A 13,953-nucleotide genomic window follows, 5' to 3' on the forward strand; every position below is an offset into this window, starting at 1 on the left:
TCCATGGAGTCGATCAGGGGCGCGTGAGCGCGTACATCAGGATGTTGCAGGCCATGCGCACGGCCGCCTCCCGCACCGCGGGGGGATCCCCGTGCACGTCGGGATCCTCGAGACCGTCGCCGATGTCGCTGGACCAGCTATAGAACAGAACCAACCGACCCTCCCTTTGGATCCCGAAACCTTGCGCGGGATCCCCGTCGTGTTCGTGGATCTTGGGCAGGCCCGGCAGATCGTAGAAGGCATGGTAGATGGGATGGCCGCTGCCGATGGGCTCCAGATCCTGCTCGGGATAGAGCTGGCGGACCAGCTCGCGCAGCGAGGGGTCGAGGCCGTAGTTGTCGTCGACGTAGAGGAACCCGCCGGCATCGAGCCAGCGCCGCAGCTCGGCCACCTCCTCCTGGTCCAACGCGATGCGCCCGTGGCCCGAGATGTAGAGCAGCGGGTAGCGGTAGAGGTCCTCGCTGTCGAGGGTGACCACCGCCTCGGCGCTCGCCGTGGGCACTCCGGTGCGCTGCCGGAACTCGCGCAGCCAGTTGGCCAGGCTGCTCGGGTCGCAATACCAGTCCCCGCCGCCGGGGTAGCGCAGCCGCGCGATGGTGACCACGTCGGCCCGTCCGGCCTCGGTGCGGCCGGGTGCGGCCTCGGCGGCCGGGGGCGCCAGCACGGCCAGCATCACCAGGATGCCCGCCAGGCGCCGTGTGCGTCTGCTCTCGGCGGTCCGCATGTCCGTCCTCGTCCTGTCGGTGGTCAGCTCTCGGCCCGTGGCAGGGTGATGGTGGCCACTGCTCCGGCGGCGTCCTCGCGGCTCGCGAGGGTCATGGTGCCGCCCATCTTGTCCAGCAGGTTGCGGCAGATCGCCAGTCCCAGGCCGGTGCCCTTGCTCTTGGTGGAAAAATAGGGGTCGAAGAGGCGACCGGCCACGTCGGCCGCGATTCCCGGCCCATTATCCGCCCATACGAGCGAAACCGTCTCCGGTTCCACCCGCCAGGAGACGGCCACCGCCAGGCGCTCCGGAGAACCCACGGCATCGAGGCTGTTCTGCATGAGGTTGCCCAGCACCTTGAGCAGCGACTCGCGGTGCGCCAGCACGGGCGGAACCGCATCCGCCGCCACGGTCACCCGCGGCCCGCCATCCACGTCGGCCGAGCGGTACCCGGCCACCAGGTCCGACACCAGGCCGGGCAGGTCCAGCGCGCTGCAGACCAGATCCCCCGGCCGTCCCAGCAACGAGAACTCGCCGGCGATGGATCGCAGCAGGGTGACCTGTTCGAGGATCCGGTCCACCGCGTCGCGCACGATGTCGTCCAGGCGGGGGTGCTGGTCCTGGTAAGCCTGCTGGAGCAGCTGGACCGAGAGCTGGATCGGGGTGAGCGGATTCTTGATCTCGTGCGCCACCTGGCGGGCCAGCTCGGCGTTGAGCGCCAGCTTCTGGGCGGCCAGGAACTCGGTCAGATCCTCACAGACCACCAGGCGGTGCGGCGCCGAGTCGCCGAGCTCGAGGGGCGCCTGCCCCACGCGCAGGGTCTGGCGACCGTCGCGACTGCGCAGCTCGCCCCCCACGGTGCCGAGATGCGTGGCGAGGTCGTCGCGCAGTTGGTCGGACCAGGCGATCGGTTGCGCCTCGGGATCGGTGGTGCCGGCCTCCGGGTAGAACCGGGCCAGGATCGCCATGGCCGCGGGGTTCCAGCTGGCCAGCCGACCGTCGGCGTCCCAGACCAGCACACCCACGGGTACCCGGTCCAGGACCGTGCGCAGGAAGCGCTCGCGGGCCGCGAGCGCCTGCTGGGCGGTGTGCAAGTGGTCGCGCATGGTCCGGAAACCCGCCGAGAGGCGCCCCACCTCGTCACCGCCGGCCGGCGGCAACGGGGCGGCGTAATCGCCGGCGGCCAGTTGGCGTGTGGCGCCGAGCAGCACGCGCAGCGGCTCGAAGATATTCCAGGTCAGGACCATGGCGAGCCCGAAGGCGGTCAAGAGCAGCAGGGTGATCAGGCCGGCGAGGAAGAGCGCCATCCGACGACGCTGCCCCACGTAGTCGCGCTCGCGGTCGGGAAAGTCCACCGAGAGCACCGCCGGCAACGCCCGTCGCACCAGCCGACCCTCGCCATCGACCGACACCGCCGGCAACGCCACCCCGCCGGTGAACGCCAGGCCCGAAGCCCGGGCCAGCAGCCGAGGCTGGCTGGGGTGCCGGCGGAACCAGGTCATGAGCTCGGGCGGCGCCAGCAACGGGGTCTCGCCCCGCAGGACGCGGCCGGGATGGCTGGCGGCCACCACCTCGCCATCCACGCGCAGGGTGACCTCGCCGCCGACCACGTCGGCCAGCCCGGGCAAGAGCAGTTCGTCCACCTGCTGGCGGTAGAAGAAGGCGCCGGCGGCGTTGGGCGGGCTGATGACCTCGGAGAGGTCGATGGGGATCAGGACCCCCAGGTACAGGCCGTCGGGGTGCTGCATGGCCACCAGCGGCCCCTCGCGCGCGGCCACGAGCAGGCGCGCCGCCTCGTCGGCATCCAGATCGCTGAGCGTCTCGTCCAGCAGGAGCTCGCCCTCCGGGCCGAACACCATGCCCTGCCGCACGGCGAACGGCCCCAGCGGCCGGTCGCCGGCGAGCCGGCCGGTGAGCAGTTCGCTGAGGTAGTCGCTGCCGGCCAGGGCCCGGGCCTGTTCGGCGAGCAGGCCCCGGAGCTGGCCGAGGGCCGTGACCAATCCGTCGCGGGTGCGCGCCCGCGCCTCGCGGTCGATTCGCTGGAAGGTCTGGCGATCGGCCAGACTGCCCGCCACGGCCAGCAGGACGACCCCGATGGCCAGATAGCCCACCAGGAAACGCCCCTGGAAACCCGGCAACCAACGCCAGCGCCAGCGGACGAGCGACTGGGCCAGGAGCCAGATCGACAGCAGCATCACGTCGAGCAGGAGCAGACGGCCCACATCGAGCAGGATGGCCACCACGCCACGGCGCTGGAGGCCGAGGAGGAAGCCCTCGCCGGCGGTGGTGCCGAAGCCCACCGGCAGGGGAGCCCAGCGGCAGAGCCACTCGCTGCCGTCGAGATCGATGACCGTCCACTCGCGCTGGCCGGTCTTGAGCATGGCCACGGCGGCATCGCCGGCGGGGCCCGGCAGGTCGCCGAAACCCGCGTCGAGCCAGCGTTCGTCGTTGCCGCGCAGCAGGAGCAGCGGTCGGTCGACCTCCAGCCTGGGCTGATAGCCGTCGACGGTGCGGGCCCCCGAGGACCCGGAGAGCCGGCTGCTCAGGGTGGCGATGCGCAAGGACTGGACCGGCAGTTCGAGCCGGAGCCAGCCACGCTCCGCGGTACGGGATATCTCGCCGCGCAGGATCCGCTCGCGGCCGGTGGGATAGCGTCGGGTCTCATCCTGGAGCATGACTCCGATGCGGCCCCCGCCCTCCTCGCCGAATTCGGCCAGGCTCCACCAGGGGCTGCGCTCGACGATCTCGTAGCCGTAGTCGCGGAGGAAGCCCGTGGCGAACAGGCTCTCGGTCTCGCCGTCGGCATCGAGAACCTCCACGAGGCAGGGTAGTCCCAGGTCGTGCACCGCCGAATCGCGCCACAGGCGGTAAGCCGGCACATCCAGCCGCAAGGTGCCGCGACCGCCGCCGGTCTCGGCGGTCTGATCCCGGGTGCCGTCGGCGGTGGCCATCTCGCCCAGGACATCCTCGAGCAGGAAGCTGATCCAGTCGTCCTGGGGCTGGACGATCTGGTCGGCCTTGCGGCGCAGCCATTCGCGCTCGGCCTGACCGTAGGCCCCGTCCAGGACGAGGTAGTTGAAGAGCACGGTCACCAGCAGGCCGCCCGCGAGCCAGAACGGTCGTGCCGTGCGCCGCATGGTGCGCGGCAGGCCGCCGGCCAGCCGCGCGGCCAGGAGTACCAGGAGCGAACCGCCGGCCAGCGAGACCATGAGGATGATCGCGTGCAGCGCCCAGAAGGTCCAGGCGTCCAGGGGGACCTGCAGGCCGATGAGCCGGGCGTTGGCGTTGGCCGCGATCTCGGCCCAGAGCCGCGCGAGTCCCATCAGGAGCGCCGCGGTTACCGGAGCCAGGAGCAGCAGCCGCCAGCGTCGCCAGCTGGGCCGCACCCCGGTCGCCGGCTGGAAGCGGCGCCAGAGCCAGGCCGCGGTCCCCAGCAGGAGCAGCGCCGAGAGCAGGGCGTCGGCGCCCGAGGCCAGCCAGCCGCGGCCGAAGGTGGTGGCGAAGTAGGCCGGATCGAAGAGGCTCGCCGGTTCATCCGGTGCGGCGGGCAGGTGGTTGGCGGGCAGGGCGGCGGCGAACCAGCGGAAGAGGTCGGCCCGGGCCCAGAGTGCCCGCACGAGCCAGGCCGCGCCCAGCAGCCCCAGGTCGCCCAGGAGGCCGGCCGCCACCGCCAAGAGGGTCAGTCCCAGCAGGAGGTGGCGAACGAGGACGAGGGCCGCGTCGTGCCGATCCTCCTGCAGCGAACGCGGGGGGATCTGGATGCTCAGCCGCAGCCGCGGTTTGACACCGTGCTCGTCCGGCGGGCCCAGCACCACGTCCTCCACGACCTGCAGACCACGCTGGGCATCTCCCCAGCTGCGCGAGCCTGGCGGGCGGGCATCGTGCACCACCAGGCGGCGGATCCGTCCTTCGGGCCAGGTCTGATCAGGCTGCCGGCCGTCGACCTGAGCCAGGCGGAACTGGCATTCGAGCAGGAGCGCACCGTCGTCAGCGGCGGGGATCACCCTGCGCAGGACCCACCAGAGATCGTCGTGCAGGAGCAGCTCGCTTTGGGCATCGGGTGCCCGGCTGCCGGCGATCACCGGGCCCGACCAGCCCAGGCGCTGATCGCCTGCCCAGAGCGCCACCGCCAGACTGTCCTCGCCGGCCTGGGCCAGCCGGTGTGCCCAGCGAGCGCTCCAGTCGGCGCAGAAGGCGAACGGACGGGCGCTGGCCGCGGCGGGCCCCGCGAGCGAATCGGCGATCTCCGCTGCGAAACGATCGAGGGTGGCGAGCTGCGTACGCACCCGGCCGACCGCTTCGTCGAGGCGCTGGCGCGCGTGGGCATCCTGCTCGTCGACCCAGGCCGCGTCGCTGTCCCGCGTGCGCAGTTGCGGAACGACCGTCACCGCCAGCAGCGTCACCAGCAGCAGGAACCCGGTCACCAGCAGGGGCCAGCGGATACGCACGGGGATGCAGGGTCCTTTCCCGGACTGATGAGCACGCACGGTTCGGTCGTCCGGCATCTTAGCGTTCCGGTGCCGCCCTGACCAGCCCGCGCTTGCCGGATCCGACGGACCGGGATAGAGAACGCCGCCCCCGGGAGTCGGCCGGGGGCGGCGGCAACGGACAGCGGGCAGTGCGGCTTACATGCTCGCGCCGGCCCGCTTCTTCTCGGCGATGAACCGCTCGTACCAGAACACCAGCACCGGGCTGGCGATGAACATGGACGAGTAGGTGCCCACGACCACGCCGAAGCTCAGGGCGAAGGCGAAATCGTGGATCACCGGACCGCCGAAGAGGTAGAGGGTGAACGCCACGAAGAACGTGGTCAGCGAGGTCAGCACCGTCCGGCTGAGGCACTCGTTGATCGAGCGATTGATCACCTCGGCGTAGCTCTCCTTGCGGCGCAGCTTCATGTTCTCGCGGATGCGGTCGAAGACCACGATGGTATCGTTCAGCGAGTAGCCGATGATGGTCAGGAACGCCGCGATCACCGAGAGCGACACCTCCAGGTTCAGCAGCGAGAACACGCCGAGCGTGAGGACCACGTCGTGGACCAGCGCCACGATGGCCGCGATGCCGTAACGGAACACGAAGCGGAACCAGATGTAGATCACGATCAGGACCAGCGACAGCGCGATGGCGTTGGCCGCGGCGGCACGCAGCTCGCCGCCGACCTTCGGTCCCACCGACTCCTCACGGCGCAGCTCGATGTCGTGCCCGGCGAGCCCTTCGCGGAGCTGGTCGAGCATGATCTGGGCCTGGTCCATGAGCGCGTCGTCACCGTTCCCGTCGGCCTCGAACCGCGGGAAGGTGATGAGGAACTCGTCCTCGGCGCCGAAGTCCTGCACCTGGATCCCCTCGAACCCGGCGCCCTCGAGCACGCCGCGGATCTGGCCGATCTCGGGCACGGGGGCGATGCGGACCTGCAGGATGGTGCCGCCGGTGAAGTCGATACTCTGCCGCGGACCGCCGTGCGCGATCAGCGAGACCAGGGCCGCCAGCACCAGGATCATCGAGACGGTGAAGGCCGGCTTCATGGCCCCCACGAAGTTGAACTTGGGATTCCGGAAAAACTCCATTATCGATCCTCGCTGTCAGATGCTGATCTTCTGCTGACCCTGGTTCCGGGTCACGATTTCCATGATCACGCGGGTCAGGACCAGCGCGGTGAACATGCTGGTCAGGATGCCGATGCACAGCGTCACCGCGAAGCCTAGCACCGGGCCGGTGCCGAAGTTCCAGAGCACGAGGCCCACGATGAGGGTGGTGACGTTGGCGTCGACGATCGTCCGCGTGGCGTTCTGGTAGCCGGCCTGCACGGCGGCGCGCACTGTCTTGGCCTTGCGCAGCTCCTCGCGCACGCGCTCGTTGATCAGCACGTTGGCGTCCACGGCCATGCCCACGGTCAGGATGATGCCGGCGATGCCCGGCAGGGTCAGCACGAGGCCGAACTGGGCCAGCACCGCCATCAGGATCAGGATGTTGCTGATCAGGGCGATGTCGGTGACCACGCCCGAGCCCCGGTAGTAGATGAGCATGAAGATCGCCACCAGGATCGACCCCCACATCGCCGCCCGGACACCCTGCCGGATCGAGTCCGAGCCCAGGCTCGGGCCCACGGTACGCTCCTCGGCGAAGTGGATGTCGGCGGGCAGGGCGCCGGCGCGCAGCAGTAGCGCCAGGTCGCCGGCCTGCAGGCTGGTGAAGGTGCCCTCGATGACGCCCGAACCGCTGGGAATGCGGCTGTTGATCCGCGGCGCGCTCTTGACCCGGCCGTCGAGCGAGATGGCCAGGAACTCGCCAACGGCGTCGCCGGTGACCTTGGCGAACTGGCGGGCGCCCTTGCGATCCAGCTCGAAGGACACGGTCCAGTTGCCGGGCCGCTGCTGGTCGGGGCGCTGCTGGGCGTCGGTGAGGTGGTCGCCCGAGAGCGCCACCTTGGTCTCCAGCGGGTAGAGGAAGCGGGCCATGGAGCCGTCCTGCATGGGCTCGAGTTCCATGCCGAACTGGAAGGCCACATCGCGGGCGATCTTGGCCTCGGGCGCGTCGAGCATGGCCTTTACCAGCGGCACGTCGCGCTCGAGCACCATGTAGTAAGGGTAGGGCGTGGGGATCAGCAGCGCGCTGAATGGATACTGCTCGCGCAGCTCGTCGCGCGCGGTCTCGTCGTCGGCCGCCTGGGCCAGCTCGTCCTGCTCCGGGAGGTCGGCGTAGGGGTCGGCCGTGGTGTCGGCGTCGGCCTCGGCCACGTCGGCGCCCGCCGCGGCATCGTCGCCGGCGGCCTCGTCCGCGGACTCGCCCTCGACCGCGGCCTCGGGCAGTTCGATCTGGCGGAACGCCTCGTCCAGCTTGGTCACCGCGGCCTGGGTCGTCTCGGGGCTCTGCACCAGGCGGAACTCGAGGCGCGCGGTGGACCCGATGAGGTTCTTGGCCCGCTCGGGATCCTGGAGGCCGGGCAGCTGCACGATGATGCGGCTCTCGCCCACGGTCTGGATCACCGGTTCGGACACGCCAAACTGGTCGACCCGGTTGGTGATGATCTCGCGCACCCGGGCCCGGGCGTCCTGGGACTGCTCGAGGCTCATGCCCTCGGTGTCGATCTCGAGCACCAGGTACATGCCGCCCTGGAGGTCGAGACCCCGCCGGATGGCCGCGGCGTCGGCCGCGTCGATCTCGGCCTTCAGCGCGGGGTCGGTCTCGGCCGCCTCGCGCTCGGCGGCCGAATAGGACGCTGCCTTGAAGGTCGGCAGCAGCAAGTAGACCGAAAACAGGAGGACGACGAGGCAGAGGCCCCCCCTGATCTGCAGGGAACGATTCATGGTTCGATTCTCCCGAGCATAAAAAAACATCCCGGCACGGAACCGGTCCGCACCGAAAAAGCCGGATGCAATGATAACACACTGCGAGGGTCCATGCCAGGACGACTCTAGATGCCCTCATTTTCGGCAAGCCCCTGCAGGGCCAGCAGCTCCGAAACCGTCACGAACTGGATCCCCGCGGCCTTCAGGCGGGGCAGTTCGCGAAGCAGCACGGTCATGGTCGCCTCGTGCGGATGTCCGATCCCCACCGCGAAGCCCTTGGCCCGGGCGTGCCGCACCAGGGCCTCCAGACGCTGCAGGACCCGCTCGGAGTCCTGGTGGTCGTGATCGAGGAAGATGCGGTTGCGGGCCGCGGGCAGGCCGGCCTCGAGGGCGGTATCGTAGGCCACCGACCGCGCCGTGGTCAGGCTGTCGAGGAAGATGAGATCGCGGGACTTCAGCTCGGCCATGAGGTCGGCCATGGTGGCCGCGTCGGCGGTGGCCGCGCTGCCCATGTGGTTGTTGACCCCACGGATGTTGGGCAGGGCCTGGAGCGCCTTGTCCAGGTGCACACCCATGTCGTGGCGCGTCATGCCCAGCAGGATCGCCTCCGGACCGGGATCGACCTCGGGATAGCCCTGGGGCTGCATGGGCAGGTGGAGGAAGATCTCGCGCCGGCGCTGCTCCAGACGCTGGGGCGCCGCGCCCACGCCCAGGGTCACGGGACAACCGGCGTCCTGGCGCAGGCGGGCTGCCTCATCGGCCAGACTGGGCTCCAGGCCGCCGCCATGGTCGGGGAGCGCCAGGTCGGTGCCCTGGAGCGCGAAGCGCCGCGAGTAGGCCAGGCCGGGCAGCACCGAGAGCGTCAGCGGGGCGTCGAGGGCGAGCAGGCCGTCGGTGATGGTGTCGTTGCGATAGCCCCAGTCGTCGATGACCAGGGCGATGGTGGGGGCACCGATGTGGGCGCAGAGCTGGTGCCAGGCGCTGAGCGAAGGATCTCCCCCCCAGTGCACCTGGGGGCGGGGCGCGCCCGCGGGGAAGAGGACCAGGGTATGGGTCGGTCGACCCTCGACGCCGACGTCGAGGCGGAGCAGTTCGGGACGGTTCTTGCCCACGGTCAGCCGCTCGCTCCAGAGCACGCGCCCGGCCGCCGCTTCCAGTCCGACCGCCAGTTGCTCCTGCAGTTCCCACCAGGTGGCGTCCAGATCCACGGCCACCACCCGGCAACGGATCGCCGCCGCGGGGCCGGCCGCCGGCAGTGGCCAGTCGTGGGCATCCTCGGCACCAGCGGCCTCGACCAGTCCGGGCAGGACCTCGCGCAGGGTCACGTCGAGCCGCGCCTGGACATCGTCGTAGAGCTTCTCGGCGCCCAGGTTCAGCAGCGCGGCCTGGCCGTCGCCGCTGCGCGACCAGACCAGCCCGCCGATGCCGGCCAGGAGAGCCACGCAGGCCAGCCCCAGGCCCCAGGCCCAGGGCGAGGAGGAGCGCTTCCGGGCGGCTTGACGAGAACGACGGCGGGTAGCGGCCAAGGGTTCCCTCCCTCTGGCTGGCGCGCGGATGGGTCTCAGACGATGAGGAGAAGCCGCGAGCGGCTCCTCCCCATACTATCGCCGGACGGATCGCAAATCACCAGGTCGATCAGTTGCCGAAGGTGGCGTCCTCCATGCCGAGGATCTGCCAGTAGGTCTTGCCGGGCTGGGGCTGGTACGAGGTGACGAAGTACTTCACCGGGCCCTGCACGCGGTAGAGGAAATCCTGGCCGGAGAAACTGAACTTGATGTCCACCAGATACGTGCGGTACTGGCTGCCGGGGAAGCCCCCGAAGTTGGGATCGTTCTCATCGGTGAAGGTCCACACACCCTGGGCATCGAGCTGGTCGATGGAGATGTTCGAGACGATGAGGCCGCCCTCGCCGGGGATCTCGTTGAACATCTTGTTGGCGACGTCGATCTCCAGGTCGTAGTTCCAGATCTCGCCTTCCTGCGGGATCCACTTGTAGTCCTCGCTGAGCATGTCGCGATAGGCGTCGAGGTTCCGCTCGGCGTAATACTTCTCGAAGTTCTGCATCAGCTTGTCGGGGGTCGTGGGCTCGATAACGCCGGTGTTGCCGCCTCCATCGTCCGAAGGGTCGTCATCGGGCGAGAAGATGCAACCCGTGGCGGCGAAGGCGACGAGCAGCACGACAAACAGATAGGGACGGATCTTCATGGTGATTTCCTCCTCAGGAACGCGGCACGGTGCGGCGGGCGCCGCACCGGATCGTCCGGCTGGTGTCGATCATCGGGTGGTCTTCCAACAACGCGTTAGCCAACGATCCAGGCCGGTTCCTCCCCACTTCGAGAAGAGATGCACTTGAGGGATCCGCATCATTATAGCAGAACCACACGCCAAGGCGCCAGTGAAAAAGACCGATCAAGGCGCAAAGGCACCGCGCAGGAAGCCCATGGTCTGCAGCGCGCCGCCGCCGTCGGGGTCGTTCTCGCCACCCTCGTCCACCCACTGGACCAGGGCCCAGTCGGTGGTCGGGACAGCGAAACGCAGTTCGGCCCGCCCACGATACTTGGTGACGGTGCCACTGATGTTGTCGGTGACCTCGATGAAGTAGATGAGCTGCCAGATGGCCTCGTTGCCGCCGGGATTGTCGGGGGTGTTGATGTCCTCGTCGAGGAGATTGGCCGTGATGGTCACATTGTTGGCGAACCAGTTGTTGATGAAGCCCATCTCGGCTTCCTTGCCCCAGTTGTCCCAGTCCACGCCCGGATAGGCGGACCGCGCCTCGGTGTCGGGCGTGTAGGTGAACTCCTCGCCCAGGTTGGCGTCCCAGCCGCTGGCATCCTTGTTGACCAGGGCCAGACGGCAGTTCTCCCAGACGCTGGAGGGGCTGTTGCGCGGCAGGTAGTTGATGGACACGGTGCTCGGCGGCTCGGGATCACGGGCGTCGAAGAGGCAACCCGCCAGCTGCGAGAGCGGGACCAGCAGGCCCAGCAGGGCGAGGATGCGGATCGGACGCATCAGAAGCTCCATTTCAGCGAGACGTCGGCTTCCCAGTAGTCGTCGCTAGTGTCGGTCACGTTGGGACCGTACGCAAGGTACCGCTTGATGCGGGCGTCCAGGGTCAGCGGGTTGGCCCGGGGGCCCCAGGACTTGCTCACCACGCCGCCGAGCCAGAGCTCGCCGCTGTAGCGCGTGGTGATGGATTCGCTGGCGGTGCGCTCCACTGTGTCCTTGGTGCGGTAGGTCGCCGATTCCAGCTTCAGCCAGTCGGTGGTCTCCCAGGTCACGGCGAGGTCGATCCGGTTGAGGACCTGGTCCTGGTCCCGCCGGTAGAAGCTGTTGCCCGCGGCCGTCGTCGAGGTGCGCGTCCCGTTGTACTTGGTGTTGTAGGTGTGTTTGAGGTTCAGGCTGACCCGCTCCACCGGCTTGTACTTGAACGTCGTCAGGAGGTTCCCGCGCTTGTTGTAGGTGTCGTCCTTGTTGACGCCCTCGCGGTCGTTGAAGTGGTAGTCCTGGTACTGGATGTACATGCGGAAGGTCTGCTGCACTTCGACCTTGTCACTGAAGCGCAGCACATAGGTGGGCGCCACCTCGTAGGTGTCCTTGGTGTTGTTGTTGGCCGAGCGCGTGGCACGGATGGCGATGTCGTCGATGCTCTGGTACTCGGCCAGGAGCCGCACCGTGAACTTGCTCGAGAGCTTGGAGTCGAGCTTGATCCGGCCCTCGTTGGTCAGGCGGTCGCGGTCGTTCTCGTTGAACTGGTTCTGGGCGATGTCCTGCGAGAGGGCGGTGTGGTAGCGCGCGCTCAAGGTGGTGTTGGCGAAGATGTCGCGGAACCAGTCCAGGGCGAACTCGCGGTTCTTCTTGTACTGCCGCCCGCGCGAGGCCGAAGCGCCCTGGTAGATCTGGTCGTCCCAGGTCCAGTCGTAGGTGTATTCGGTCACCAGCGAGTCGCGGCCCACGGGGAACGACAGCTTGAGCTCGACGTTGTCCTTGTTGTTCTCCTTGGTGCCCACGCCGCTCTGGGTGTAGGCCTGCTTGTCGAACTTGTGGCTGAGCTTGGTCACCAGCTTGACCCGGCCGATGTCCAGGGTGTTGTCCCAGCGCAGGTCCCAGGCGTCCTTTTCCTCGAGTTCGTCCACGACCTTGCTGATCCCGGCCTCGGTGTTGCCGGTGGTGTCGATCAGGCCGTTGGAGTTGCGGCGGTAGTCGAGGTACTGGCGGTCGAAGTTGCTCTGGCTGATCACCACCATGCCCTTCAGGAGGCTGCGATCGTAGTAGACGCCGGCGCCGAGGGTGTCGCCGGTGGTGGACGACGGGCTGTCGAGGCCGGCCAGGGCGCTCTGCCCGTCCTTCTTGATGCCGTAGAGCCGCGTGGCCAGGCTCACGCCCTCGGCCACGGGGATCCCGCTGCGGAAGGCGCCGTTGATCTCGCCCTCGTCGAAGTCGTTGCGGTCGCCCTGGTTGATGGCCTGCTGGTCGTTGTAGAACCAGCCGGCCGAGACGTTGTGGCGCAGCGAGCCCGTGGGAATCCGCTGCTTGGAGAGCATGATGCCCGCGCGCCGGCTCTTGCGCTTGTTGAGGTTCTCGTTGCCGCCGGTGTTGATGGTGATATCCTCGGACCAGTTGGTGTTGGCCTGGAGGTCGACGATGAACGGGAGCAGTTCGCCGCTGCGGTAGCTCGCGTTGGCCAGCCGCGTCTCCACGTTCTTGTTCTGGCGGCGGTAGGTGTCGTAGCCCAGGGTGCCGTTACTGGTGATCAGCCCGCCGCCCTCGGCCGAGACCCTGACGCCGAGCTTGCCCGAGTAGTTGACCTTGGTCACGTCGGCCTTGATGCCTACCTCGGGGTCGAACATGAGGTTATAGAACGCGCCCTTGCCTTCGTCGGCAGTGTCGACCTCGTCCGCCTCGTCCTCGGCCTCCTCGGCGCCGGCCGCGGCGATGGTGGCAGATAGCCCACCTGTCTCCAGCGAATCGGCAGACAGGTTCGCCAGGCTGTCGGCGTCCGCCGTGGCGGTGGAGTCGGCCTCGGCCTGCGCCCGGGCGCCATCGACGAGACCGAGCGCACAGAGGAGCAGGATCCAGACCACTGGCTGCCGGAAGCTCAAGCCAGTCCCCTCTCGTCCAGGGCCCGGGCCAGGCGGCGCCAGCAGGCCAGATCCAGCTGCTCGGGGCGTTGCGCCGGATCGAATTCCGCCGCGACGGCCAGCGCGGCCACGGTGGCGTCGTCGAGCTGGAACAGGCGGCGCAGCGACGACCCTACCTGCTTGCGGCGCTGCTGGAAGAGAGTCTTGACCGTGGCGGTGAAGGCCCGGTACTCGGCGGTTGGCCAGGGCTCGCGCGGCAGGAAGCGCACCACGGCCGACGCCACCTCCGGTTGGGGCCAGAAGACCCGGGGCGGCACCGTGCGCCGTGTCTCGATCGTGTAGAGCGATCCCATCACCACTGCCAGCACCCCGTAATTGCGGCCGCCCGGGTCGGCGGTGAGCCGATCGGCCACTTCCTTCTGGACCATGAACACGGCGCCCGCGGTCGCGGCCTGGCGGTCGGCCAGGGCGAAGAGCACCGTGCTGGTCAACACGTAGGGCAGGTTCCCCGCGACCACCGGCCGCGGCCCCGCCGCCTCGATCAGTTCGGCCCAGTCGACCCGGGCCAGGTCGCCCTCGCGCAGGGCGAAACCTTCGCGGTCGCCGTACTCGGCGGCCAGCAGCGCGCAGAGGTTGCGGTCGACCTCCAGGCAGGTGACCCGCTCGCACAGGTCAAGCAGATGCACCGTGAGCGCGCCGGCGCCGGCGCCCAGCTCGAGGACCCGCTCGCCGAGGCCGGCCGTATCCTCGGCGATGGCTCGGGCCAGGTTCCCGTCGAGCAGGAAGTTCTGGCCCCGGCGCTTCACCGGACGGATGCCGTAACGGCGCAACAGGGCGAGCTGGCTCTCGGTCACGGGATACTCCCGTGCACCCCGTCGCGCGGGGC

Annotated in this window: 9 protein-coding genes; all 9 read right to left on the reverse strand. The window is 69.0% G+C overall.

The annotated features are described in order from the left end of the window. Nucleotides 1-13 precede the first annotated feature (13 nt). Nucleotides 14-724, reverse strand: a complete 711-nt coding sequence (locus IFSED24_RS09295) for a DUF4159 domain-containing protein (protein WP_491334941.1) — start codon at nt 722-724, stop codon at nt 14-16. Nucleotides 725-747: 23 nt separating this feature from the next. Beyond that, nucleotides 748-5,151, reverse strand: coding sequence for an ATP-binding protein (locus tag IFSED24_RS09300; protein ID WP_491334942.1), 4,404 nt, complete (start codon nt 5,149-5,151; stop codon nt 748-750). A 177-nt stretch (nt 5,152-5,328) separates the two neighbouring features. Beyond that, entirely contained in the window at nt 5,329-6,267 is a 939-nt protein-coding gene (secF, locus tag IFSED24_RS09305) for a protein translocase subunit SecF (protein ID WP_491334943.1), read from the reverse strand. Between the two features lie 15 nt (nt 6,268-6,282). After that, nucleotides 6,283-8,007, reverse strand: coding sequence for a protein translocase subunit SecD (gene secD / locus IFSED24_RS09310; protein WP_491334944.1), 1,725 nt, complete (start codon nt 8,005-8,007; stop codon nt 6,283-6,285). 107 nt (nt 8,008-8,114) lie between these two features. Next, nucleotides 8,115-9,515, reverse strand: coding sequence for a divergent polysaccharide deacetylase family protein (locus IFSED24_RS09315; protein ID WP_491334945.1), 1,401 nt, complete (start codon nt 9,513-9,515; stop codon nt 8,115-8,117). 109 nt (nt 9,516-9,624) lie between these two features. Then, entirely contained in the window at nt 9,625-10,194 is a 570-nt protein-coding gene (locus tag IFSED24_RS09320; RefSeq protein WP_491334946.1) for a hypothetical protein, read from the reverse strand. Between the two features lie 204 nt (nt 10,195-10,398). Continuing rightward, on the reverse strand, nt 10,399-10,998 hold the full coding sequence (locus IFSED24_RS09325) for a hypothetical protein (RefSeq protein WP_491334947.1): 600 nt from the start codon (nt 10,996-10,998) through the stop codon (nt 10,399-10,401). Continuing rightward, nucleotides 10,998-13,088, reverse strand: a complete 2,091-nt coding sequence (locus IFSED24_RS09330; protein WP_491334948.1) for a hypothetical protein — start codon at nt 13,086-13,088, stop codon at nt 10,998-11,000. Before IFSED24_RS09330 ends, IFSED24_RS09325 begins: the two co-directional genes overlap by 1 nt. Continuing rightward, on the reverse strand, nt 13,085-13,921 hold the full coding sequence (rsmA, locus tag IFSED24_RS09335; protein ID WP_491334949.1) for a 16S rRNA (adenine(1518)-N(6)/adenine(1519)-N(6))-dimethyltransferase RsmA: 837 nt from the start codon (nt 13,919-13,921) through the stop codon (nt 13,085-13,087). The genes IFSED24_RS09330 and rsmA overlap by 4 nt, the downstream gene beginning before the upstream one ends. Nucleotides 13,922-13,953: the final 32 nt, after the last annotated feature.

The organism is Candidatus Latescibacter sp. IFSED24 (genome assembly GCF_058273205.1).